This window comes from Neisseria polysaccharea (genome assembly GCF_963392925.1).
In the GTDB taxonomy this organism is placed as follows: domain Bacteria; phylum Pseudomonadota; class Gammaproteobacteria; order Burkholderiales; family Neisseriaceae; genus Neisseria; species Neisseria polysaccharea.
The window spans coordinates 55,887-79,171 of sequence record NZ_CAUJNZ010000006.1 but is presented as its reverse complement, the minus strand read 5'-3'; the positions used below and the strand labels follow the sequence as shown (position 1 = coordinate 79,171).

The following is a 23,285-nucleotide window of genomic DNA, read 5'->3' as shown; positions in this document are numbered from 1 at the left end:
CTTTTAAAGTTTTGAGGACGATACCCGATCCAAGCTTTAAAACAGCCGCCGCCATATCCGCTATAATTCACGCTTCAGCCATCCCGCCCCCAACATAAAATCATGACCCTGAAAACCGATTTATTGCCTAAAATCAACAACGAAGATTACCAACGCCTCATCCTCAAACACAGTGCGGAATTTAGCGGTGGCGAAATCCGCCTGTTGAACGAAATCCTCGAAAAATTCACCTTCGACGTCGTTCAGGCGCAGGCGTTGGCGCAGGCGGTGATGCAGCAAGTCCGCTTCGACCCCAACGCCTACCACATCGACAGCGACGACGAAGACACCACTGGTATCTGCCCACACTGCATCAACCCGCCTATGCCGCCCCTGCGCGACTATCTTGTTTGGCGCGAAACGCGCGGCTGACCCTTTTTCAAAAAGGCCGTCTGAAACCGGCAAACTGCTTTTCAGACGGCTCCGAACCCACCGGAAAACCCATGCTGCAAACCGACAACCTAACCGCTGCACAGCCCCAGCGCATCATCACCGCCCAAAGCATCTCCTCACAAGAAGAGTTGCTCGAACGCGCCCTGCGTCCTAAAACGCTGGACGACTATATCGGGCAAGACAAAGCCAAAGAACAGCTCGCCATCTTCATCCAAGCCGCCAAGAAACGCGGCGAAGCCCTAGACCACACCCTGCTCTTCGGCCCGCCCGGACTGGGCAAAACCACATTGGCCCACATCATCGCCAAAGAATTGGGCGTCAACCTGCGCCAAACCAGCGGTCCCGTCCTCGAACGCGCAGGCGACCTTGCCGCCCTTCTGACTAATCTCGAGCCGCACGACGTATTGTTCATCGACGAAATCCACCGCCTCAGCCCTGTTGTCGAAGAAATCCTCTACCCCGCGCTCGAAGACTACCAGCTCGACATCATGATAGGCGAAGGCCCTGCCGCACGTTCCGTCAAAATCGACCTTCCGCCCTTCACGCTCGTCGGCGCGACCACTCGTGCAGGTATGTTGACTAACCCTCTGCGCGACCGCTTCGGTATCGTTGCCCGCTTGGAGTTTTATCAAAATCAAGACCTTGCCACCATCGTCAGCCGTTCCGCACAATTACTGCAACTCGACATGGGCGAAGAAGGCGCGATGGAAGTCGCCAAACGTAGCCGCGGTACGCCCCGCATCGCCAACCGCCTGCTGCGCCGTGTCCGCGATTTTGCCGATGTGAAAAACAACGGCGTAATCGATGCCGCCGTCGCCGATGCCGCTTTAAGCATGCTGGATGTGGATGCGCAAGGTTTGGATGTTATGGACAGAAAATTCCTCGAAGCCATCCTGCATAAATTCGGCGGCGGCCCCGTCGGTTTGGACAACGTTGCCGCCGCCATTGGCGAATCTACGGACACCATCGAAGACGTTATCGAACCCTACCTCATCCAACAAGGCTTTTTGCAACGCACCCCGCGCGGCAGGATGGCGACCGAACGCGCCTACCTGCATTTCGGGCTGCCCGTCGAAAAATAAACCATGCCGTCTGAAACCGAACCACCGACCAAAGTCGGACATCATCCCCTTTGTCTGCAACAGCTTCAGACGGCATGTATTTTTTATCAGGTTTTGTACCCTATCCGTTGCAGAATGCAGGATTCGCAAAATTCCGTACTGCTCGGACTTGATACTGACAACTGCAGTGCCGACTGATGCGCCGATAGTAACGCCTGAAGAAAAACCGTTTGCCATATACTGATATACATCCATTGAAATAAGGTTGTTTGCATGTTTATCGTCGGTATGCTTATGCGTCGCCACATTCGGCGTATAAGCATTAGTATCCACTAAAGCGACCTTGACCGTATCGTCCGCCCAGTTCAACTGCCCCTCCAAGAACATCTGTCTCGAAGTATCGTAAAGCGTATTAGCCATAACTGCTCCAACAAGTTAAAAACACACCCATTAAACCAACCGTATCGGCAGCATTCAACCGCCTAAAAAAGCCCGAACCATTTTCAGATTCGGGACTTTCTCAATGCCCGAAGGCAAATCCGCCGTCCGTCCGCGCATCCGAGTGCTTGTCCGACAGATAAATACCGTCTTTCGCCCCCGCAACGCGCCGTTGCCGGTTTCTCATGCTTGACATAATATTTTTCGACTTAATGGCGCGCTCCGAATGCTTCCTGTTCCACTGCGCCACCACGCCGCGCAACGCGCGCAAAGCCGCCGCGTGCCGCACCGCCCAATCCGCCCTTGACGGACTCCTTAGCCGCCAAAGCCGCAAATTCAGGCGTTCCCTTAGTCGCCGCAACGCCCATTTTCTTCAATACAGCCTTCTCGGCGGCTTTCCTGCCCATATTCAAAATACCGCCGCCAAGCCCGTATTCGGGTCGGTAATCTCATAACTGGTTGTTTTAAACACATTCGGGTCAAAGCCCTTCTCCTCTTTCCACTCAAACTTCCCATTAAGCGCATCAATCTGCCACGCAATCTCCCCGCGCTAAGTTACACAAAAAACACACCGACAAACCATTTCTCGGGGCAAATAAAAAGCCGCCTGAAGCAAATTTGCTTACAGACGGCATCATTCCGATGTTATTCAAACAAAACCGATTTAAAGATTCCCCAAATATTCCAACAAAACCAACCAACGCGTGTGCGGCATATCGCAATGCGCTTTCAAACCCATTGCCGCCTCCTATTTTTGTTCCGTCACCAAAGTTACGCCCGTAATCTCGGCAACCCACTTTTGCGTCAAGCCGTATTTATGGCGCAATTCCTTCAGGTTGTTTGGCGTGTAATCAATGTTTTAACGGTAATGCAAGAGGTTTTTGAATATATTGCAAGATTCTGATTTATATGATTTTAAATTTATCCAAGCCCGATAAAAAAGCCACCTGATTAAATCAGATGGCCTGTATTTTGCGTCCCTAAATTGTCCCAATGTATTTTAAGTAATTGATTTATTTATTGTTAATGGTGCGGACGGAGAGACTCGAACTCTCACACCTCTCGGCGCCAGAACCTAAATCTGGTGCGTCTACCAATTTCGCCACGTCCGCATAAGGGTGGAGATTATACAGATTTTGTCCGATTGCGCAAGGCTTTGGGCGTAATAGTTGAGGCTTATGCTTTGCAGCGGTAAAATCCACTATTCGTCCGCCTGGCATCGGAATCCGGCGGTTTTTTGTTTTTATTGACGGAATTTGGGTATGCCTGCTGCTTTGATTAAAGATTTTCTGCTGACCCAAGGTTTAAAGCTGTCGCTTGACGAGGTTCGGGCGGCGTATCTGACGACTCAGACGGTAATGGATATGGGGACGGCTTCGATTGAGCGTTCGGTTTTGTGGCTTGAGCATGAGGATTGGAGGCTTGCCGATTATTTGGAGCAAAACAGCGGGAATGAGGAAGGTCTGAAACGGCTTTTCATGGCTTTGGATTCGGTGTTTTCGCGCTCGACAGGCGTGCGGAGTGCGGCGGTTTATGCCCTGATGCCGTCTGAAAACCAGGCTTTCCAACTGATATGCCTGTCCCGACAGGGCGAGGTTTTGGAAAACCTGTGGGATTTGGATGAAGCGGCAGGCAAGGTTTCGCTGGCTTGCCGTTCGGCGCAAAGCGGCTGGATGAATGTTGCCTCGGATGTACGCCGTTGGTTGGATTTGGGTGAGCTTTCGGGAGAACGCAATCATGCTTCGGCGGCGCAAATTTCCATTCCGGTCTGCACGGAAAGTGGCGGTGTGTTGGGCGTGGTTCATGTGGAATTTGAATGCGCAGAGTGTGCGGATGAGGCAGCACAGGCGGAATGGGTGGCTCTTGCCTTGGCTTTGTCCAAACCTTTGAAACTGCTGTTGGGTATGTCTGCCGAAAAAGATGGGAGTGAAGATGTCTGAAATGTTGAACCATGTGGCTTCCTGCCGCCTGCCGACCGAATGGGGCGTATTTACGATGCACGGTTTTGAAGAAGCAGGCGGGCAGGAACACGTCGCGCTGACCGTCGGTGATTGTTCAGACGGCAATCCGGTTCTGACGCGCATCCACTCCGAATGCCTGACGGGAGACGCGCTGTTCTCGAGAAAATGCGACTGCGGGCCTCAACTTGAAGCGGCCATGAGGGCGGTACAGACAGAGGGGCGCGGCATCATCGTCTATCTGCGTCAGGAAGGACGCGGCATCGGGCTGATTAACAAAATCCGCGCCTATCATCTGCAAGACCAAGGTATGGATACTGTTGAAGCCAATTTGGCACTCGGGCTGCCCGTCGATGCCCGCGATTTCCGTCTGGCGCAATCTATCTACGAATATCTGGGCATCCGCTCGGTCAAACTGCTGACCAACAACCCCGAAAAAATCCAAACCCTGAAAGATGCGGGGATTAACGTGGTCGAACGCATCCCCCTGCACGTCGGGGAAAATCTGGAAAACGAGCGTTATCTCCAAACCAAGGCGGACAAGTTGGGGCATTTGATGTCGGAATAAGGCAAAGTTGCAGGGAACGGGCATCCTGCGCCGCCTTTCGGGAAACAGGTTTCCATACCTTGTAAGGCGGCGGCAGCTTTTGCACAAATTGGCAGCAGCTTTTGCACCGCCGCAGCGTAGAAAATTGTATAAGCTTTTGCACAAATTTATCCCCGTTTAATGGCCTGTTAAACGGGGATTATCTTATGTCTTTAAAAGTAGTATGCTGCCCGCTGTCAGAACTTATAAATCAGGTGGTCGTCGTAGCTTGAATTGCGGTTGATGGTGCTGCTCACTGTCAGGGTTTGGCTGCCTGTAAAACGCTCCCATCCGGGCAGGCGCAGTTCGGCCACGAGGTCGAGATAAGCGGGCAGTTCGCTGCGGGTGCTGCTGAAAAAGATAAAGGGTGGGCGCACCATTGCCATCAGGCGCAGGAACTCTACCATGCCGAAGTAGGCTGCCTTGCGGTAGTTGCCCTGCTGGGTGCAGACGTAGGGCGGGTCGAGTACCAATAACGTGCGCGGGTTGCCGATATGTTGCGGTAGCAGCTCGCGGTAGGATTGGTCGACTATCTCCACTCCTTGCAGGTAGTCTTGTACCTCGGGGTAGTCGCTGAGGCTGATACAGTTGTACATGGTTTTGCGGCCTAGCTCGTCCAAATCGGCGGCGGTGTTGCCGCTGAATAGCAACCATGAAACCAAGCAGTCGAGGTCGATATAGCCGCCGAAGCTGCGGATGGCAGCCACGATGGCGGCCTTAATTGCCGGTGGCACCGGTTTGCTGCGTGGAACGGGGGTCAGCAGCCCGGCAAGCAGGCGGCGCAAATGGTTGATGTCGGGAATGTGTTGCAGGCGCTCGCTGTAGCCGTCGTAGTCGTTATAAATAACGCGGGCGGCCGGTTTGCATTGTTTGGCGGTATGCGATAAGAGGCCGAAACCCCCGAAAGCGTCTAAGATTGTCCAATCCTCCCCGTCACCGGGGATATGGTCGTTTAACACCTGTTTAAACAGCTTTAAAAAGTTACGTTTTTGGCCGGTGAACGGCAGGGGTGCTTTGCGGTACATAAGTGCCTTTCTGCGTAGTGTTCGCAATTTCGGCACTCGGGGCGTTCCGGGTTGTTAAAGAACTGAATTGGTTTACTGTTTTGCAGCGTTGGCACTTGATTTGCACGGTGCCGCTGCCAATGGTCAGTAATTTGCCGCAGCTTTTGCATCGGTATTGCATTATTTTTCCTACATTGCGTGATACAATCCGCGCACCCTCGAGGGTGGCGGCCTTGGGTCAATGCAGGCTATCTCTGCTTGGCTGTCGCGGCGGGTGTTACCGCACCTACCGCGTCGCCGTCTCATCTTTCGTGTTCCCCGCCCATGTGGCGGGATTTTTCATGCCTGCCTTTTTAAAGCGGGCACGATGGCGGCAAGGTCGTTGGGCGACCAGCGCCAGCCGTCGGGCAGCCCTAGGGCAGTCGCACACCATTCGGAGCAAAACCAGCGGCTGCGGTTTTGCGGCAGCCCGAAGGCGATACCCAATGCGCCCATCAGGTCGTAGCCTTGGTCTCGGGTTTCCGCCCATACCCTTTGCAGACGTTCGTGTGCTTCGGAGGTTGACTCCATTTGGATCAAGTCCCACTTGGCCGCAGGCAGCGGCATGGTTTTCACGCGCACGCCGCCGTCCCGGATGGAGGCGGAATAGCATTGATACGCTGCCTGTCCGCCATTGTTTTTTTCTGTCAGCCTCACTGCAATCTCGCAGTGGCTGTATTGTCCTCGTGTGAGGGCACGGGTCAGCCAGTCGGTCGCCCTTGCACACCATACGCGCCAGCCGCTGCCGTCGCGGCGGCCTTTGTAGAGGGCTAGATAAATTTTCCGTTCGCTCATCTGTTGGTCTCCCCGTCTTCAATTTGCTCATAGTTGGCCGTCCAGCCGCCGCTGTAGTCATATTCCAGAGGATTTTCGGCTTTGAGCATGGCCGCTTTGTGTTTTTCGGCATTGGCAAAGTCGGCTTGTTCGTTATCGTGCATGGTCTGCATGATTTCGCGCAGCAGCTCGGGAGTTAGCTGTAAAAAGCTGTTATCCATCGTCTTCCAGTTGATGGGCTTTTTAAAACCGCCCGTTACACTTTCCAGCGCCAGTGCCAAATATTGCAGGCGGGTGGCGTCATCGGTTTGAAACCACTTGCCTACGGACTTGATATAAACTCCATGCCGCAGGTTGTCGTAACGCTTGTCCTTGATGCGCTTCCACATCTCATCCTGCTGTTCGGCTTTGAGCCGGGCGGCAACGTCCGGAGGCAATATCCAAGCCTTCGCTTTGGCATCCCACGTCTGATATTCGTTCTCTCGCGGCAGCAGGGTCAGCTCGGCGGGCAGCTCGCCCACCTGTTCAACCTGCACCTCCGCGCCGTCGTCGGTGCGGTAGGCGGTTTTGCCGCGATGGTCGGGCAGGTATTGCCATTCGACCCTTTCGGGTAGCCAACGGGCGGCGAAGCCTGCACGGGTTTCGGGCGGCTGGGTGTCCACGCAGCCGGCCGGCAATAGGTAGCCGCCGTCTGCGGCCAGCGGGTCGAGGTCGGCCACGGTTTGGTGCAGGTAGAGGTTGTCGGCATCCAACTGGCAGACGGGCTTGGTTGGCGGGTATTGGTTTTCGCTCATGATTTATCCTTTCAGACGGCCTTAAATTTTGATACAGGCCAACAATGCGATGTTGCGTGGGCGGTTTTCGTTGGCCGTGGGAACAACGCGGGAGGCGTCGAATGTGATGGCGCGCGGAATATTGTCATTTCCGCCGCTGCCTTCGCTTGTCCACTGTTTCCATGATTTTTCCACGCCAAACGCGCCCGTCGGCTCGATGTAGTCGAACAGTTGCAGTGCGCTGTTTTTTCCGCTGTCAATTTTGCCGGTAATATTCCGGATGGCATCGCTTTGCGCGCTACCCAGTGCCCGCCTGCTATCTATGCCGCGGCCGTCGTCCCAGCCGCGCACGAATTCACCGCGCAGGTCGGGTAAATTAAAGGTGCTGTGCCCGTCACCCGCGCCGTAGGTAGTACCGATGGATTGGAAAAGGGCGGCGTAGAGGGTGCGCGATACGACCGCGCCGTTGGCTTTGAGCCAGCCTGCGGGGGCGGTCTGCCCGGCGAAGTACATCACGGCGCCGCTGGGTATCATGCCGGCGAGGTCGTCCACATTGAGCAGGCGCTTGCCGTCATAGCGCAGCTCGCCGTCGTTGCGCATGGACAGGTATTTGCCGCTGCGCTTGTTGTAAAAATAAGCGTTTACGTTGTTTGCGCCGATTTGCAGGTATTGGTTGGCATTAAAGTCGCCCACGCTGTCGGCCACAATCGCGCCTTTTTTCAGGGTGGCGAGGCCGGTAAGGGTTTTGTCGCCGGCAATTTCTTGGTTGCCGGTGGTAACTACAGCCAGCTTATTCAGTGCTGCCAGTAATTGATTAGGCTGCGACTTATCCGGCTGGATACCGGCCGCAGTCAGCACGGCCAGCAGCTCGGATTGCACTTGGTTGAGCCACCACGCGGGCAGGATGGTGCCCAATTCGGACACGCCGTCGCCGTCGTGGAAGGTCTTGTCGGGGGTTTCGATGGGGTGCATGGTTTAGTCCTTATCGGTAGGTAAATCGGATAGCGGTGTGGGCGGGCTTGAGGCGGTTGAACAGGCTCTCGATCACGGCATCGCTGTAATCGGTCAGCCTGTCGCCCGCCGCCGAGATACCGGCGCGGAATCGGGTAATGCGGTTGTTGCCGCCGCGCACGTTAACGTGCCACACCCACATGATTTCCTGCGGCGCAAGACGGTCGCCCGCACGGTTGACACCGGCGCGGAACGGCTGCGGTTCGTCGATTTGGATTTGATAGCCCGCCGCCTCGGCCAAACGCACAAAATAAGGAATACTCAAGCCGCCTGTTTCGTTTAGCTTGGCCATGACGGCCAACACACGGTGCTGGCGGTTTTTGCCCGTACCGTCCAAACCTAATACGCGCTCCCAATCGGCCAGCATTTGGCCGGCGCTGCGCGGGTCGACGGTATCGGCAACGCTTTGAGCCGATTCCGCCACCGCATCCAGCGCTGCGCCGTCTATTTCTGCCTGCGCCCGCACACGCGGGGCATTGCGGGCATACGACACGGGGGGCAACAGGCCCCGCAAGATGTCTTGATAGCTCATGACGGCATCTCCGTTACATTAATCGCGCCCGCTTTAAACCACTCGATGCGGTTAACCGTATCGGCGGCACGGTTGGCCGTCGGCGCAGTCAGACGGCGGTCGATCACACCATCCACATTGCTGATAGCAGCCTCGATTTGCGACACAGTCAGGCCGTCGCCAGGGATCAGGGTGTCGAAATATTCTTTTAGGGCCGTCCGTATGCGGCGCTTGGCCTCGTCCAAGTCGATGCCGTCGAGCTTGACTTGCACGGTAACAGGCACCGCCGTTACGGTTGGCTTGAGTACCAGCGCATTTTTTGCCGTTACCGGGCGCATATCGTCGATATAAGCCTGTACGCGGCGCACAGTTTCTTCCGACGGCACACCGTCGGCAGAGGTAATGGCAATATCCACCGTACCCAAGCCGCGGCGCAGCGGATAAACATATGCGCTGGTTACGCCGTCAACACTCAACGCCCAGTTTTTATAGTCGTAACGGTTGCCGCCTGCGGGCGGTAGGCGGATGATTTCCAACAGACGCGCCAGCAGTGAGGCATCGCTTTCTCGGTCGGTGCCGCCTTGTACGGTAAGGCGGCATTCGGTGGCCACACCGGCGGGGGCGGCCATCAGTTGCGCCTCGCCGTCGCGCACATTGGCGGCCGCGCCCGGCTCGTCGGCGATTGCCGGTATTTCCGCCGTGCCGCCGCTGCCGATAACGGCGCGGGCGGTAGTGCGGTAAAAACGCTGGCCGATACGCACTTGCAGGCCGTCTGAAAGCATGGATTGCGCAATACCGCTTACGGTCAGCGTGCCGCTGGCCGTGGTAGGATTGCGGCGGCGCAAGCCGCGCATGGAGGCATGCCGCTCCAAATACTCGCGGTCGGCGGTATCAGGGAAAATCTGCCGCACAATCCAGCTTTGATGCGCATATTGCCCTTCGGCGCAGCTGGCCAAACGGCTGGCGTGCACATAATGGTCGCTGTCGGGGCTGATATCGGCATCCGGCCACAGGCTTTTGGTATCGCGCAGGATACGCTCGCGGATTTGCTCAAATGTCGGCGTTTCAAACACGTTTAAAACCTCTTTAAATCACGGGCACTTCGTGGCGGTAATCAAACCCGCCCGCCGCCGTATCCACCCGGATACGCAGGATCAGGCGGCCGTCGTGCGGCTGCTCTGCGCGCACGGTAATCTTGTCGGCACGCCCGCTCTTAACAATCGGTTGCAGTGCCTCATCGGCATATTGCTCGGCTAACAGGCTGACCCGTTGCAGGTCTTTTTCGCGCTGCAACAAATGCAGCAGCGAGCCGAGCGTTTTATCCGCCCACCAGCTGCCCAACGGTGTCATCAAGCGGATATACACGGCATTTTGCAGCGTATCGACGGTGCGGCCGGTATAGTCGCCGGTGCCGGGGTTTAGCTCTTTGTCCATGTTGGCATTTTCTCTTTTTTGACTGCATTTAAAGAGCGTAAGTGTTTCAAACCCTTAAACAAAAAGGTCGTCTGAAAATGTTTCAGACGACCTTTTGAATGCCGTAAAGATTTAAATCGGGTCGGATGTCGTGCCGTTGCTGTCGCCACGGTGTTTGTGGTCTGAGCCGATGTTTTTGCCGTTATTGGTAACCTTACCTGTACTCTCAAAGTCTCCCACAAGGTCGATATTGCATTTAAACCGTGTTCCGCTGCCGCCCTCGACCGCCATCCCGCCGTTGCCGTTGATTTTGCCTTGCGCCGTCAACACTGCACTGGTCTCCACCAACGGAGCGTTAAATTTGGCATCCGTGGCCGCATTAACCTCGTATTGTTTGCAGTTAACCCGGTACACGTCGCAATCGGCCTCAATGATTTTGCCTTGCTTAATCACGATTTTTGCACCCTCATGATTAAAAATCGCCGTCTCGCCGGGCTTAAGGTTTTTGATGCGGTAGCTGCCGTGCTGGCTGCACACAATCACACCGTGCGAAGTATTGCCGCCCAGTGGTATCACTACCGCTTCGCTGCCGTCGGGCGGATGGCTGGCAAAGCCGTATTCCTGCAAATGTTCAAGGTCTTGCAGGGTTTCGTCGGCCAAGCCGCTCAACTGCACGCGCTGTATCGGCTCGGACGACACCACCAGCGTGATTTTTCCCCGAAAGGCCGCGCGCAGGGTTTCGCCGATATTTTTAGCAGTTTGTGCCGTTTTTTTCGCCAATTTACTCAAACTCATTCAAATACCGCCGTTTCTGCTTGTTTTTTGCCGCCTTTTTTGCCCTTATGGCTCACGCCTTTGCGTTTGCCTTTGCGCTTGCGCGCCGCCTCGGCCTTTTTGGGGTAAGCGTCGGGTGTCCAAATACCGTCCTCTTTGAGCCGCAGCTCGGTTTGCGTGCCATCCATGCGGGATAGCATAAACCGCCGCCCCATCAGAAAAAACACCGCATCGATACCGTGCTCGTCGTCGATCACATGCACACGCTGGCCAGGTTGCCACAATACGCCGTCGCGGGTTTTATGGCCGCCTACGGTTATCGTGAGTGTAAATCCCTCCAGCCGCCAGTCGGCCAGCTGCTTTTTAGCCTGCTTTTGCAATGCGGCCAAATTGTCGGCATCGGACACCACCACCGTTTTAGGGCGGTGCAGCGTCATCGTCGGGTCTTTGTACACCCACTTTAAATCGTGTTTGGCGCTGTCGCCGCTGCGGCCGTGCGATTGCGCCAAAAAAGTAACCTCGGAAAAGCGGTTGTCGGTATCCCACTCAATGTCCATGCGCTCGATATTGCAGCGGCTGTCAGTGCGGCTCCAACACAATGTCGCCACCGGCGGGCTGCTGTAATCCGCACCGCCTACCACCAACGTGCCGTCCGGCTCCAGCCACGGATGCAGCCCGACCGAGTTGGCAATATGGGTTAATGCCTGCCATACGGTTTCGCCCGGCTCGATGTCGATTTTGTCCAAAGCGGGGTTGTTTTCGGCCTTAAGCACCACCGCTTTAATCTGCGGCCACGGCGCGGCCAGCTTTTTGGCTGCATCCAATACCGTCATGCCCTTTACATTGAGCTGCGGCGCGGAGCAATCCACCAAAAAACCGGCCAAATCACGCCCGCTCAAGCTCAACTCGCGGCTGCCCTTGCTTTTGCCGTGGCGCTGGCTGCCGATGATGCCCGTCATCACGATTTGCCCGTCTATCACTACCTCGCAGTTCTCTCCGCTTAAATCGGGTATGGCCGCCTCCGGCCCCGACCTGCCGATGACAAAATCGAAGCTGTCGGCAGGGATTAAAAAGTCGCTGTCGATGTCGTAGCGCTCCCAGTGGCGGTGCTCTTTACCGCCAACACGCACCGACACGGCATAGCCGTATGAATTATTTTGCATAGCTGTTAACCAAAGTGCCGCGCTTGATAAACGCGGGGTGGTGGATATGAGGATTGAGCCGCACCAGCTCTGCTGCGCGGGCTATATCGCCGTAAAACTCGTAGGCGATTTGGTGTATCGTGCCGTCGATTGGGGCTTGGCGCACAATCAGCGGCGGCTTTTGGTTGATGGCCGCCGCGACCAACGCATTCAGACGGCCTGCCGCCGCGCGCAGGGATTCTGCCGTTTGGTAAGCCTCGGTATACACGGCGTTGGCCGTCAGCCCACCAGACTCGGCAGCAGCCGTCTGCACCGCCCGCAAGGCGGCAATCTCGGCCTGCATACGGCGGCGCATGGCGCGGTTAACCTCAATCAAATCGGGTGCGGTCATCTCTTCGCCATGCGCCTCGATTAATGCCGTTGCCACCGACAACAGCGATGACGTGGATAACAGGCGCACCGCCTGCGCTACCGGCTGCACCTGTTTGGCGGTTAAACGGTTCAGGCGGTTTTGCAGGCCGTCTGAAAAGCGGCCGGTCAGCAAATTATCAGGGATAGCGGCGGCACGGTCGGCAACAGCCGCAGCCCCGTCAAACCGCTGTCGCGGCGACCAACCGGCATGGTGCATGGCATTATCGGCCAAACCCGCCTCACGGCGTATGCCAGTATCTACCATGACCGAAATATCCGCAAACAGCTTGGCCGAGCTGTTTTTAAACGCCGCTGCGCTGTATCCGCCCCGATCGGGAAAGGCAATTTTGTCCAAATCAAACAAACGGCGCACCGCGCCAAACGTACCCGATGCCGCACTCCAAATGCCCAGCGCGCTGCCCCATAAAGCCGATACGCCCGCATCCACTGCCAACACCGCATCAACAAAGCCGATAGCCGCCTCGCGGTAGGTGTCGATATTAGCAATCAACGCCTCAAGCTCGACCAAAAAGGCGTTTTCAAAAACAAAGATTTCCTGCGCTTCGGCCGCCTCGCGGAAAGTAATATCGATGCCCGCATAATCCACATAATCGGCCTCATGTCGGTAACTCCATGATGCCGCAATCATGTTGTGCATCCGCCCCCAAACAGGGTGCACCAGCACGCCGCCGCCCGGCTGCTCCAGCGCATCCAGCAGCTTTTTCAGACGGCCTGCATAGCCCTTGCCCCAAAACACCGCATTAATCTGCACCTGCCGCCCGGTCGTGCCCATGTCTTCAAGGTCGATACCCTGCACAAACGGCCGCGCATGCTCGGCCAATGCCTTGCCGTTGCTCTCGTCCACCGCCTCAATATCAAAGCCGACGCCCTTGTAAGATGCGTCCTGCAATAAGGTATGCCATCCGCTCATTATTGACCCGCTCCACGGCCGAACATGGCCACTTGATACCGCGATACCTCTTGGGCGATCACGCGCCCGTCAAGCGTTACCGTCATATTATTGTTGATGGTTTGGTTGGCCGCCGCCAGCGTGCTGTTAATTTGATTCAGCCCGCCCGTTACCGCCGCCGTATCCTCATTCAGCGCGGCTTGGTAAGCGGCGGTTTGCTGGGTAATCGCGGCTTGATAAGCGGCGGTTTGCTGGGTGATAACGGGCACAAGCGGTTCGGCGGGTTTAAGTGGTTCGAGCGGGCGCAATGGTTGCAAGGGTTCGGCAGCCATGCCCGCAGGTTTGGGCGGCGGGTTTTCTTTCCACGCATCGGTAATGGCCGCTGTCAACAAGCCGCCGCCCGCCCCAATTGCGGCACCGATGGCCGTGCCGATACCGGGGATAATCGAGCCGACGGCCGCACCCAAAGCCGCGCCGCTTAAAGCAGACTCGGCATATCCCGCCGCGCGGCTGTTTAGGCCTCCCTCTGTAAATCCCTTACCCTCATTGCGGTTGATGCGGCTGTTGGCATCCCATAAACCCAAACCGCCCGCAGCAGCACCGATACCGACAAGGCCGAAGCGTGCGGCTGTGCCAACCGCCGCCGCACCGCCGCCCAAACCGCCACCACCCAACACACCCATCAAGCCTTGAGCCGCAACAGCAGCCATCGCGGCAGCGGCAAGCGTTTGCAGGGCTAAGGTTGCATTGGGAAATTCGGCAGCCAAAGATTTCAAGCCTGTTTCAGCCTTGATTAAAGGTTCCGTAAGCGCATCTTGGTCAAGTAATGCTTTTGCTTCATCCTGCTCTTGCTTGTAGGCGGCACTACTCTCCATAACTGCCAATTTTTTATCCACTAAACTGTTTTGCGGATTCAGGCCGAGCAAGCCTTGCATATATTCCTGAACCTGTTGCGTATCGGCTGCCGCCAGCAAACCGCCTTTGGCTTGAATATCCGGTAAGATCGACGACAACACAAAACCCTTCATAATATTCATTTGGCTTTTAGCTGTTTCGTCGCCTGCATCCGCTTTTTTCTTAAAAGCTTGGTATTCGCTGTCTTTTTCCAGCATGGAATCTGCCAATCGCGCCAACACCTGCACCGCACTCTCGCCATTTTCCTTACCCTTTAAAACCGATGCCCGCCAATCAATACCTTTGCCCGGCTGTTGCGGATTAACCATTTTCGACAAACGTTTGGTAGTATCGGCAGATAAGGTTTTTTCCAGCAGATTGCGCACATTATTGGCCGCCTCGCTGTTTGACCCGGCTTTATTGGCCGCCGATTGCAAAGTAGAAAGAAGAAAGCCGAAACCTTGCAGCCCGTCCATACCCGCCGCTTTCGCGGCAGGCAGCAAGGCAGGTAGCTCGCGTACCATGTCGGCAATTTCAAAATTGCCCTGCATACCCGATTTCATCGCATACTCAAAGGCTTTGGATAATTCATCGCCTTTAAAGCCGAAGTCGGAAAGCACTTTAAAAAGTTTGGCCGTATCTTGCGGATTATATTGTCCGACTCCTTCGGCGGAAGCCAGCATAGCCCTATGAGAGGACTGGGCATTAGCGCGCGCTTGCTCAAAGCTCATACCGTTGGCCATCATGCTGTTAATCAGCTGTAAAGCTGCGTCCGCCGTTCCACCGTTGGTATCCACCAATTCCTTAACCAATGCTCGGATTTCGCCTTTACCTTCTTTGGCAATCCAGTCTGCCGACTTACTGTTATCCTCTCCATAAGCCTGCCAAGCTACTTGAGTGATATTGGCATCCAATTGTTTTTGGTTATCCATTGCAGGTTTTAAAACGCCATACGCCGCCGCCCCCCCGGCAAACACTGCCGCGCCCGCAGCCATGCCTTTTTGCAGACCGGCACCTCGCCCCAACTCTGCATTTAGCTCTTTCAATTTTTGCTTATGTGCTTGTGCTGCGCGCGCCAAATCGTTTTGCGAAGCCGTGCCACTGCGTTTAAGGCGGTTGTATGCCGCCTCGGTCAGTTTAATTTCGCGCTGTATCGCTTTTTCCGATCGAATACCCACTATTTCATAAGGTTTGTGCGCGCGCGCCATCTGCATACGCGATGTAGCCGTGCGTTGCAATTGCCGCTCGGTTTCGGCCAATAGCCGCTTTGCACCGTCATCCCGACCGGTCAGCGACAACACCAATTTCATCAATCCGCTTGCCATAAAAACAGCCTTTAAACTCACATTAACTCACGGTTAATTATGGTTTAAAGGCTGTTTTAATCGGGATTTAAGGGGTTTCAAGCCCTAATCTTGTCCGAGGAAAACGCCGCATCGCCGATCACTTCTTTCAAACCATCGGTAGGGAAAGAAACCAAAGCGGCCATGTCAACGGCTTGCAGTGCGGCCTTGCTGTTTTCCGTTTCATACAGCAGCGTAGCCAGCATATTCAATGCGGAATGCGCTCTAACCAGCGTGTCGAAAGCGTCTTCACTTATCCAATATCCCGTTTTCATCGCTTAACCCTCCAAGCCTAAAGATTGTTGGCCGTTTGCCGCCGCCAGCGCGTGGCGGTTGCGGTATTTCGGGTCGGGGCGGTAATCGGCCAAGCCCAAATCGGCCAGCTGCTTCAGGCGGCGGCGCACATTGGACGGTGCAATGCCCAGCAGCTTGGCGGCTTCCGCCTGATTCAAGCCCATTTCCAAATAGCGCAGCAGACGCGCCATATCGGGACACACGGCCAGATAAGCCGCTTCCAAACGTTGGGCGCGGTCGAAAGCGTATTGCAGCGTATCGCGGTCTACTTGCAGCATATCGGCGGCAGGTTCGGCCAGCTTTTCCTTTGCCCATGCGCGGAAGGCTTTGGCGTTGGGCGTGTTGGCGAAAAAGCTCGCCAAAATACAGCCTGATTGAGAGAAAATCCTTAATTCTCTTAACTTTCCATCAATGGCGGTCAATTTGACCTCGGTTGAATCATGTTCAGAGAACTCTTCGATATGACGATTATAGAGACGATTAATGCTGGTTCGGGCATTTTCAGGCAAATAGCCCAAAGCCAAGCCTAATTGCTCTGAAGTCAGCCATTTGCCGCCGTTGTGGTCGATAATGGCGATTTGGGACGGGTTGAATTGTGATACAAGTGCGTTCATGGTAAAATTACCTTTCATTTATGAGTGTAGATGACACGAGAAAGAATATTCGCGTATTGCTTTCTCACTGTTCCGCCCAAGTTCGCGCTTGGGCGGAATTTCATTTACAGCGGTGTTTTGCTGTTGGATTAATATTATATGTTCCCACATAATTAATCAAGCTGATTTTTTAGCCTTTCTCGGAGTTTTTCTTTAACCCATTGAGAAAAATCAAGATTATTTGCAATTTCTAAAATATCTTTCTCTGTCTCAAGATTAAAGGATACTTTTTTCGTAGTTCGTTTAGCTTCCGCTCTCTTCCGATACTCAACCAGCTTTTTATCAACCATAGGCACTCCTTGATTTTTAAAACGGTTGGCGGTATATTGTTTAAAAGTTTGGAGGAAGGGGCAGCGGTGTTCTGCCACCCCTTTTTGCTGCTATCTGATTATTCTACTTAATAAGCTGGCAGGCTGATAAGCATCATAATCAGGAAGATTAGGAACTTCATCATTTTCATCACCTCCTTTCTTTTTCGATTCCCGCCGCCTCCAACGGCGGGTTTCTTATTTCCTAATCCATGAAATGAATTATATATGTGGGAACATAAAAAGTCAACCTCTTTATGCCAAAAATCCCGCAAAAAAAGCACAAAAAAGGCCGTCTGAACAGCATTGAAACTGTTTTCGACGGCCTTGTGCTATGCCGGTTACCCGTTTAACTTGATTCCTTGCTTTGCTTAGGCAACCGCCTTGAGATAATCACTCCGTCATCCGTGGGCTTTTTAACGCCTAAGCTGTCCAAGATGTCTCCAAACCAAGCCACCAGCTCGGCGTGGCACATACCTGCCACGGCATCGGCGGATATACCCGCTTTGGCCATCAAGATGACGGATTGGCGGTAATTGCGGTGGCAGTTGCGGTAGTTTCGGGACTCGGTCTTTCGGCGGCCGCCGTGGTGTTCCCGGGGTTTGCCCCAGCGGCGGTGTATTTTGCCCGCAGGTCGTCCTGTGCGGCCAAGATGATGCCGTAGTCTTCGCCGGTCAGGTTTTCCGCTAGGTACTCGGCGGTTAGCTGCTCGGGGGCGATGCCCTCAACGGTAAGCTGCTGCGCCCAATAAGCCAAGGTTTCGAGCATCAGGGCGCGGGCTTTGCCGCTTTCGCTTTGCGCTTCGCCCAAATCCATATCTTCCAACGCAGCCTGCATGCGCAGTTCGCCGCCGATGGTTAATGGCCGCAGTGCGGCACGTTTGGCCACCCCGCCACCCGGCAAGGGCAGGCCCCACACCAAATCAAACTCGTGCTTCATTCTTGATTACTCCTTGATTTTGTGCAAAGCAATCATCTCAATGTCGATGCGTGCCTCGTTATCGACTTCATATTGCTCGCTGGTATCGACGGTAAAGCAGTCGAGGTAGGAAGTGCGGCAACCTTCGTCGTTGATGGGGTAAATCGTGATTTTCGCCTTGGTGATGTTGTCCCAGTCGATTTCCGTACCGTCGATCGGAATGGCGGCGGTAACGCTTAATTTGTGTTCGGTTACGCCGTCACAATAACCGTTGACTCGGCCGTTGCGGTTCATCGTTTTGACCGGCTTGCGGCCTGTAGTGGTTTGCGGCTTGATGCTCACAATCTCGATATCGCGGCCGTTCACCTCCATAATCACCGCGCCGGTATAGGTAGCGTCGCTCATGCTTTATCCTTTTTTAAGGTTTCAGACGGCCTTTAAACCTGTTTTAAACGCCGTCTGAAAAGGGTTACAAAATCAAATCAATGAGCCCGGCAAAGACGTGCAGGCCGTTGACCACATCGGCGGGGATAATGGCATTAACACGGTTGGGGTCGTTTTGCGCACGCGCCACCACCAGCTTGCCTTTGTTGGCCTCGGCGTTTTCGATGATTTCGGCTTGGTCGAGCTTAATCAGCACGTCCAAAATCTCGCTCTTAACCTTGGGCAGCAGGCGGTCGCTCAATTTGTCGCGCGGAAAACGCAGGGCAATGCGCTCTTTAACGCTGCGGCGCACATAATCCAGCGTGCGGATGGTGGTAATGTCGAGTAGTGCCGGGTCGTCGGTGTTGTTGGCCGACTTGGTATAGGTGGATACGGCACGCATAATCTGCACGCGGTTGTTGACCACTGTGAGCGGGGTCAAGCCGTTGTACAGCGCATTGTTGCATTCTGCAAACAGCGGCCATTGCGCATCAGGTGTAACGGCAGCCCTTTGATTTCCAGCGTGTTCAGCGGCTTGGCAGGGTCTTCTTCAAAGGCCAACACCGCCGCATAACCTGCGGCGATGATGCCGTTTGGCTCTACCGCACCTTTGTACCAAGCACAGGTAATGCGGCCGTCGTTGATTTCGCCGGTAGCGGTGGTGGCCGTGCTCAAGGCCGCACTCATACCCAATACGCCGATACAGCCGCGCTGCTCGATGGCGTTGGATACGTTGGTAATATGGTTGCTCAAGGCTTTGGCGTTGGCGTCATCGCTAAACGGGCTGCAAATAATGTGATAATGCTTGCCCGCCACTTTGGACAAGGCCGTGGCAATGTCCGCATTTTTGGCACCGCCGGTAAAGGCATTGGCTTGATAAGTTAGGCCGGTATTGCCGGTGCTCACGGTTAAGCCGCTCTCGTTGCCGATCTCGCCTTTGTGTTTGGCCGTCAGCGTAACGGCTGCGCCGCTGCCGGATGCGGTAACGGTTACATCGGCGGCAGTGATGGCGGTTTTCAGACGGCCTGCCACTGTGGCGGCGGTCTCGCCGGTGTTAACGGCCGTGCTTACCTGCTTGCCGCCAATCGTGATTTCCACCACGCCCGGCGCGGTGGCCGTGCCGGAAAGGGTAACGGTTGCGGTTGCCTGCACGCCTGCGCTGTGGTCGGCAATACCGATAACGGTCAAATCCAAATAAGGGTTGTTGGCAAATGCTTGGCGCACCATCAAATGCGCCAGCGAGCCTTGTCCGAACAAATCGGCCGCCTCGGCATCGCTAAATAGTTGCACCGGCTCTAAGGCGGGCTGTATGCCCGCGGTCAGCATGGGTGCAACCATCAATACCTTTTGCGGATTTTGCGGCAAACCTTGTACGGCATTGCGGGTGTTAAATTCAATATACTGCCCGGGCACGCGGATGCTGCCCGGAATCGCGTCAAAATCAATATGGGGCATCATTACTCTCCCTTAGTATTGCGGGTTTTGGTATTTGGGGCGGCATCCTCAACCACCACCAAATCGCCGTCATCAATCATGCGGCGGTAATACAGGCTGTTGCCGTCCACCTCCACCGGCTCTTGGCCGATATATTCGTGCGGGTTGTGTTCGGTCGGCACACGCAGGCCGTCTGCCGCCGTTACTTTGATTTTGCTCATTGCTTATCCTTAAGGGTTAGGTTTACAGGTATTTCATCGGCGGATTGCGGGTCGTAAATTTTGCCGTCCAACCCCTCGAAATCAGGCCACGGCTCGCTCAATGTACCCTGATACTTGGTAAAGATATGGTTGGGGTCGTCGGGATTGTCGGTGCGTTCGGGGTAGCGGTCATTTTCCAACCCGCAGGTGTTAAAGCGGATGGCATACTCAACCGCATATATGCTTACTGCGGCGTTTTGCACCAGCACATGATTGGCAATCGCGCGCACCGCTTTGGGCACCAAGCCGCGGCTATCGGCAAAACCGAGCCGCTGGCCGTCAAGCAGGCGGCGAACAGCGCGGATTAAATCGTTGCTGCCGATTTCGCGGCTGTCGATGCCGCCTTGCCGCTGCGCCTGCTCGTTGCGCAGATTGCGGGCCGCCACCATCACCACAAATTCGGCGGTATCCTGATAACGTCCGCATACGCCGCCGGTGCTGGCAGGCTCAACTTTGCTGCCGCCATACGTTACCCAAACCGCAGGCAGCGTATGGATTTGCCCCGCCAAATCGTCGGCCTCGCCGTTGTAGCTTTTAACCGTGCGCACCATGCGACCCAAGCCCCGTTTCAGACGGTCTGTTATCGCTTGCTCAATATCAGTGATCACGCCCGAACACCTTATTTTTACCGTTTAGAAACACAATACCGTCTTCGCCCGCGGCCACTTCTTCGCCGCTATCATCCACGCCCAGCTGCACTTCGCCTTTGGCCATAGCACGCAGCAGGTCGAGCACGTCGATTTTGTAGCGGTTGCGGATTTCGTCGGTAATCAGCACGCCGTTGGCGGCGGTAAGGCGGTAGCGGGCAATATCGCAACACAAGCGCTTGAGGATGGGCGGCACATCGGTAAACGGACGTTTAAACCGACCCAGATAAGCGTCTATTTCTGCGGTGGCATCGGCCAGTGCCACTGCCGCCACATCCTCGTCAATCAAGCCGTCTTGGTTGCGGTCGGTCAGCTGGATAACCTCCAGCTCGCTGAAACGCGCAACCATATCCTCAACCGTCGCGTATGCCATTACTCGACCGCCTTGCGTTGCAGCATAGGCTCGGCGCAGATTGCCTTCCACACCGCTTCGCCGACTTCGGCGCGCTTCACTTCACGCCAGCCGCCGTCAAACAGCAGGCCGCCGCGCCAAAATTCTTTGCCGTCTGCGCCGGTACTGACGAGCATCACATCGCGGCTGTCCGCCAAAGAGTCGGCGGCGCGTTGCGTATGCTGCGCTTTGAGTTCGGCAAGTTCGGCGGACAGTGCCTTTTTGTCGTCTTCGGCTTTTGCCAAGTCTGTGGTCAGCATTTCAACATCGTTTCGGGCGGCGGCAAGCTCTGCCTGCACGGCGTCCAATTCGGCTTTGATGTCTTCAAACGACGGGGCGGCGGTTTCGGCGGTTTCTGGTTTGTTGTTGGTTTTTGCCATGATGACTCCTTGTTTCAGACGGCCTTTAAATAGGTGTTAAAGGTCGTCTGAAAACGGTTCGGGGTTACAGGTGGACGCAGACGTGCAGTTTCAGACGGCCTTTGAAGGTATTGGTCGTGCCGTTGATTTTGTCGGCTTCCAAGAGTTCGCGGGCTTTGTCTTCCAACTCGGGCGGGACGACCAAGAGGCTGGGTTTCACGTTCAGCACATAGCCGCCGTCGGCTTTGATTTTTTGCATTTTGACGATAATGGCGGCAAGGTTTTCGCGGGTCAGCGCGGTTTTTTCCGCCATGTGCATCAGTTGCCACAAACCGAAACCGGCATTGCAGCGGCGGCGCGATCCGTACAGGTATTCGTCTTCCATAAACACGCGGTCAGATTTGGACGGGTCGAATTTGGTTTCAAACTCGGGGTCGGTGCGGTTTTGGAAAATCAGCGGCTTCAGGGTCTTGGTGTCATCGACGACGTAGAAGGTCGGCGCGTCGTTGTCCGTACCGGTCGTCAGATTGGAGTGCGGCGTATTCTGACCCGTGCCGTCCGATTTCTCGTAAACGGGGTGGTCGGTATCGAAGAAATATTGGCCGTCATAACCGACAGTGGTTTTACCTTTTTTGAGCAGACCCCACACCAGCGTATCGGGCAGGGCGGCGGCGGACTCGCCCATTGCCGCCATCATCGGGCGGTACATGCCGACTTGGTCGTCTTCGATGTCCGTACGCGCTACGCCGACGGTTGCTTCAAACTTTTTGTTGTCGAGGCTCATCGCCTGCTTGTTCATTTTTTCGATTTGGCGCGAGCCGACCCATTCGCGCATTTGGGGGAATTTGCCGAGCCACGCATAAGTATTGGTTGCCGTATTGGACGGAATGGTCATCGCAACGGCGGTATAGTCGGGCTTGACGGATTCCAAACCCGTTTGAAATTCTTTGCGGAATGCTGCCGTGATTGCGGTCAAAATCGCTGATTTGTCCATTACTTACCTTCGCTTTCTTTGATTTTTACAAATTCTTCGCCGGACATGCCCAGCATTTTTGCTGCGGCTGCCTCTTCCGCAGTCAGTGCGGCGACGCGTTCGTCGGGTGCTTTGCCGCCCGTTTGCGAGCCTGCCAGTGCAGCGACCGGCTGGGCGTTTTCAATAAAGCCGCTCAAAAAGGCAAAGCCGCCCGGCTGTTTCAATACGCCTTCTGCCCACTCCTTCTGAGCAGGCAGCAATTTGCCTGAAGTCAGCGCGGCGGTAATCAATTCGTTGCCTTTGTCTGCTTCCTGCTTGGCAGTCAGCGCGGCGACTTTGCTTTGCAGCTCTTGAACCACTGAGATAGGCGCGTATTTAGTCAAATCAGGCTTGGCGGTTTGCGCCGTCAATGCCGTGATGCGGCTGTCTTTTTCCGCCAGCTGCGCGAACACGTCGGCAGACAATGCCACGTCTTTCGGCTTGGCTTCCACGAGCGCGGACAATGCCGCCTTCAGTTCTTCTTCGCCCGCATCAGGCAGACCGAACAGTTGCTGTAACAACTCTTTCATAGGGTTTTGCTCCGTTTCCGGTTTTAAAATTTGCGCCGACGCTGCCGCCAGCACCTCGTCCATACCGTCCAACGCGGGGAAATTTGTCAGCGCGGCGTGAAAAATTTTGCTTACATATCCCTTTGTGTCATAGGAAAACACAGCAGAGATGTAGCGATACTCTTTTGCGGCAATTGCCGCAGCCGCCTTGTCCGTCCACTCCACTTCGGCAAACATGCCTTTAGGCGTGAACTCCAGCCAACGCATCCAACCGGCGGCAGGTGCAGGTTGTCCGTTTTTCTCTTTGTAGAGCGTCTGGTGTTCATAATCGACAACCAACTGATTGCGCGAGCTGTTGGCCAACAACGCGACATCATGACCGTTTTCTTCGGTCAGATACCACGCAGGGACATCAGTCGGACGACCGTCTACTGCGCGAAATTCGCCATATGGCAGCAGTTGGATTCGCCCGTCTTTTGGCTGCACCTCGAAACTGCACACGGCAAGTAGGGTTTTTTGTGCATTTTTGGACATGTGTACCTCTCTCAATACTGTCATTTTGCCTATTTGAAAAAACAACAAAGAGTAGGCGTGCTTCAAACC

The 23,285-nt window shown here is 55.1% G+C and carries 28 protein-coding genes, 1 tRNA gene and 2 pseudogenes; 5 read left to right on the top strand and 26 right to left on the bottom strand.

Going from position 1 to position 23,285, the window contains the following annotated elements:
* Nucleotides 1-102: 102 nt before the first annotated feature.
* The 3 genes from RDY34_RS05210 to RDY34_RS05200 all read left to right on the top strand — a co-directional run bounded on the left by RDY34_RS05210 (nt 103) and on the right by RDY34_RS05200 (nt 1,691).
* A complete protein-coding gene (locus tag RDY34_RS05210; RefSeq protein ID WP_003750373.1) occupies nt 103-411 on the top strand; it encodes a hypothetical protein in 309 nt (102 codons plus the stop codon).
* Between the two features lie 71 nt (nt 412-482).
* Nucleotides 483-1,514 (top strand): Holliday junction branch migration DNA helicase RuvB, encoded by a 1,032-nt coding sequence (ruvB, locus tag RDY34_RS05205; RefSeq protein ID WP_003750371.1) that lies wholly within the window; start codon nt 483-485, stop codon nt 1,512-1,514.
* Nucleotides 1,515-1,517: 3 nt separating this feature from the next.
* Nucleotides 1,518-1,691, top strand: a complete 174-nt coding sequence (locus tag RDY34_RS05200; RefSeq protein ID WP_003750369.1) for a hypothetical protein — start codon at nt 1,518-1,520, stop codon at nt 1,689-1,691.
* A gap of 449 nt (nt 1,692-2,140) precedes the next feature.
* On the opposite strand, the gene RDY34_RS05195 is transcribed toward RDY34_RS05200, so the two are convergent.
* Both RDY34_RS05195 and RDY34_RS05190 read right to left on the bottom strand, forming a co-directional pair.
* Nucleotides 2,141-2,338 (bottom strand): hypothetical protein, encoded by a 198-nt coding sequence (locus tag RDY34_RS05195; protein WP_003750366.1) that lies wholly within the window; start codon nt 2,336-2,338, stop codon nt 2,141-2,143.
* A 620-nt stretch (nt 2,339-2,958) separates the two neighbouring features.
* Nucleotides 2,959-3,043 (bottom strand) — tRNA-Leu (locus RDY34_RS05190).
* 150 nt (nt 3,044-3,193) lie between these two features.
* Between RDY34_RS05190 and RDY34_RS05185 the strand changes: the two genes are divergently transcribed.
* Together RDY34_RS05185 and ribA are read left to right on the top strand one after the other, a co-directional pair.
* Nucleotides 3,194-3,871, top strand: a complete 678-nt coding sequence (locus RDY34_RS05185; RefSeq protein WP_003750363.1) for a hypothetical protein — start codon at nt 3,194-3,196, stop codon at nt 3,869-3,871.
* On the top strand, nt 3,864-4,457 hold the full coding sequence (ribA, locus tag RDY34_RS05180) for a GTP cyclohydrolase II (RefSeq protein ID WP_025456648.1): 594 nt from the start codon (nt 3,864-3,866) through the stop codon (nt 4,455-4,457). The genes RDY34_RS05185 and ribA overlap by 8 nt, the downstream gene beginning before the upstream one ends.
* A gap of 215 nt (nt 4,458-4,672) precedes the next feature.
* On the opposite strand, the gene RDY34_RS05175 is transcribed toward ribA, so the two are convergent.
* From RDY34_RS05175 to RDY34_RS05055, 24 genes and pseudogenes are all read right to left on the bottom strand, one after another.
* A complete protein-coding gene (locus RDY34_RS05175) occupies nt 4,673-5,500 on the bottom strand; it encodes a DNA adenine methylase (protein ID WP_003750358.1) in 828 nt (275 codons plus the stop codon).
* A gap of 318 nt (nt 5,501-5,818) precedes the next feature.
* Nucleotides 5,819-6,313, bottom strand: a complete 495-nt coding sequence (locus RDY34_RS05165) for a hypothetical protein (RefSeq protein ID WP_003750356.1) — start codon at nt 6,311-6,313, stop codon at nt 5,819-5,821.
* Entirely contained in the window at nt 6,310-7,086 is a 777-nt protein-coding gene (locus tag RDY34_RS05160; protein WP_003750354.1) for a DUF4376 domain-containing protein, read from the bottom strand. The genes RDY34_RS05165 and RDY34_RS05160 overlap by 4 nt, the downstream gene beginning before the upstream one ends.
* Nucleotides 7,087-7,107: 21 nt before the next feature.
* On the bottom strand, nt 7,108-7,578 hold the full coding sequence (locus RDY34_RS05155; RefSeq protein ID WP_211206608.1) for a phage tail protein: 471 nt from the start codon (nt 7,576-7,578) through the stop codon (nt 7,108-7,110).
* A gap of 221 nt (nt 7,579-7,799) precedes the next feature.
* Nucleotides 7,800-8,037: pseudogene (locus RDY34_RS05150) on the bottom strand (phage tail protein); the annotation flags it as partial.
* A gap of 10 nt (nt 8,038-8,047) precedes the next feature.
* Nucleotides 8,048-8,608, bottom strand: coding sequence for a YmfQ family protein (locus tag RDY34_RS05145; protein WP_003750352.1), 561 nt, complete (start codon nt 8,606-8,608; stop codon nt 8,048-8,050).
* A complete protein-coding gene (locus tag RDY34_RS05140; protein ID WP_042742362.1) occupies nt 8,605-9,660 on the bottom strand; it encodes a baseplate J/gp47 family protein in 1,056 nt (351 codons plus the stop codon). The genes RDY34_RS05145 and RDY34_RS05140 overlap by 4 nt, the downstream gene beginning before the upstream one ends.
* A 13-nt stretch (nt 9,661-9,673) precedes the next feature.
* A complete protein-coding gene (locus RDY34_RS05135) occupies nt 9,674-10,021 on the bottom strand; it encodes a phage GP46 family protein (RefSeq protein WP_003750349.1) in 348 nt (115 codons plus the stop codon).
* Between the two features lie 111 nt (nt 10,022-10,132).
* Complete coding sequence (locus RDY34_RS05130; RefSeq protein ID WP_003750348.1) at nt 10,133-10,795, bottom strand: phage baseplate assembly protein V; 663 nt, start codon at nt 10,793-10,795, stop codon at nt 10,133-10,135.
* Nucleotides 10,792-11,937 carry a phage baseplate assembly protein gene (locus RDY34_RS05125; protein ID WP_003750347.1) on the bottom strand — a complete coding sequence of 382 codons (1,146 nt, stop codon included), beginning with the start codon at nt 11,935-11,937 and terminating at the stop codon, nt 10,792-10,794. The genes RDY34_RS05130 and RDY34_RS05125 overlap by 4 nt, the downstream gene beginning before the upstream one ends.
* Entirely contained in the window at nt 11,927-13,258 is a 1,332-nt protein-coding gene (locus RDY34_RS05120) for a DNA circularization protein (protein ID WP_304716872.1), read from the bottom strand. Before RDY34_RS05120 ends, RDY34_RS05125 begins: the two co-directional genes overlap by 11 nt.
* The gene (locus RDY34_RS05115; RefSeq protein ID WP_308073579.1) at nt 13,258-15,456 is read right to left on the bottom strand and encodes a phage tail tape measure protein; all 2,199 of its coding nucleotides are present in this window, start codon (nt 15,454-15,456) and stop codon (nt 13,258-13,260) included. The genes RDY34_RS05120 and RDY34_RS05115 overlap by 1 nt, the downstream gene beginning before the upstream one ends.
* A gap of 77 nt (nt 15,457-15,533) precedes the next feature.
* Nucleotides 15,534-15,749, bottom strand: a complete 216-nt coding sequence (locus RDY34_RS05110; protein ID WP_003750344.1) for a hypothetical protein — start codon at nt 15,747-15,749, stop codon at nt 15,534-15,536.
* 3 nt (nt 15,750-15,752) lie between these two features.
* On the bottom strand, nt 15,753-16,382 hold the full coding sequence (locus RDY34_RS05105) for a helix-turn-helix domain-containing protein (RefSeq protein WP_301005481.1): 630 nt from the start codon (nt 16,380-16,382) through the stop codon (nt 15,753-15,755).
* A gap of 152 nt (nt 16,383-16,534) precedes the next feature.
* Complete coding sequence (locus tag RDY34_RS05100) at nt 16,535-16,789, bottom strand: hypothetical protein (protein WP_155811398.1); 255 nt, start codon at nt 16,787-16,789, stop codon at nt 16,535-16,537.
* A 453-nt stretch (nt 16,790-17,242) separates the two neighbouring features.
* Complete coding sequence (locus RDY34_RS05095; RefSeq protein ID WP_003750338.1) at nt 17,243-17,668, bottom strand: hypothetical protein; 426 nt, start codon at nt 17,666-17,668, stop codon at nt 17,243-17,245.
* 6 nt (nt 17,669-17,674) lie between these two features.
* On the bottom strand, nt 17,675-18,052 hold the full coding sequence (locus tag RDY34_RS05090) for a hypothetical protein (RefSeq protein WP_003750337.1): 378 nt from the start codon (nt 18,050-18,052) through the stop codon (nt 17,675-17,677).
* A gap of 64 nt (nt 18,053-18,116) precedes the next feature.
* A pseudogene (locus tag RDY34_RS05085) lies at nt 18,117-19,525 on the bottom strand (phage tail sheath subtilisin-like domain-containing protein).
* A 2-nt stretch (nt 19,526-19,527) separates the two neighbouring features.
* Nucleotides 19,528-19,725: a DUF2635 domain-containing protein gene (locus RDY34_RS05080; protein ID WP_002225238.1), complete on the bottom strand. Its 198-nt coding sequence runs from the start codon at nt 19,723-19,725 to the stop codon at nt 19,528-19,530.
* Nucleotides 19,722-20,372 (bottom strand): DUF1834 family protein, encoded by a 651-nt coding sequence (locus RDY34_RS05075; protein WP_002229450.1) that lies wholly within the window; start codon nt 20,370-20,372, stop codon nt 19,722-19,724. Before RDY34_RS05075 ends, RDY34_RS05080 begins: the two co-directional genes overlap by 4 nt.
* Nucleotides 20,362-20,784, bottom strand: a complete 423-nt coding sequence (locus RDY34_RS05070) for a gp436 family protein (RefSeq protein WP_308073580.1) — start codon at nt 20,782-20,784, stop codon at nt 20,362-20,364. The genes RDY34_RS05075 and RDY34_RS05070 overlap by 11 nt, the downstream gene beginning before the upstream one ends.
* A complete protein-coding gene (locus RDY34_RS05065; protein WP_308073581.1) occupies nt 20,784-21,182 on the bottom strand; it encodes a hypothetical protein in 399 nt (132 codons plus the stop codon). Before RDY34_RS05065 ends, RDY34_RS05070 begins: the two co-directional genes overlap by 1 nt.
* Before the next feature lie 64 nt (nt 21,183-21,246).
* Nucleotides 21,247-22,155 carry a Mu-like prophage major head subunit gpT family protein gene (locus RDY34_RS05060; protein WP_203026545.1) on the bottom strand — a complete coding sequence of 303 codons (909 nt, stop codon included), beginning with the start codon at nt 22,153-22,155 and terminating at the stop codon, nt 21,247-21,249.
* Complete coding sequence (locus RDY34_RS05055) at nt 22,155-23,216, bottom strand: phage protease (protein ID WP_308073582.1); 1,062 nt, start codon at nt 23,214-23,216, stop codon at nt 22,155-22,157. The genes RDY34_RS05060 and RDY34_RS05055 overlap by 1 nt, the downstream gene beginning before the upstream one ends.
* Nucleotides 23,217-23,285: the final 69 nt, after the last annotated feature.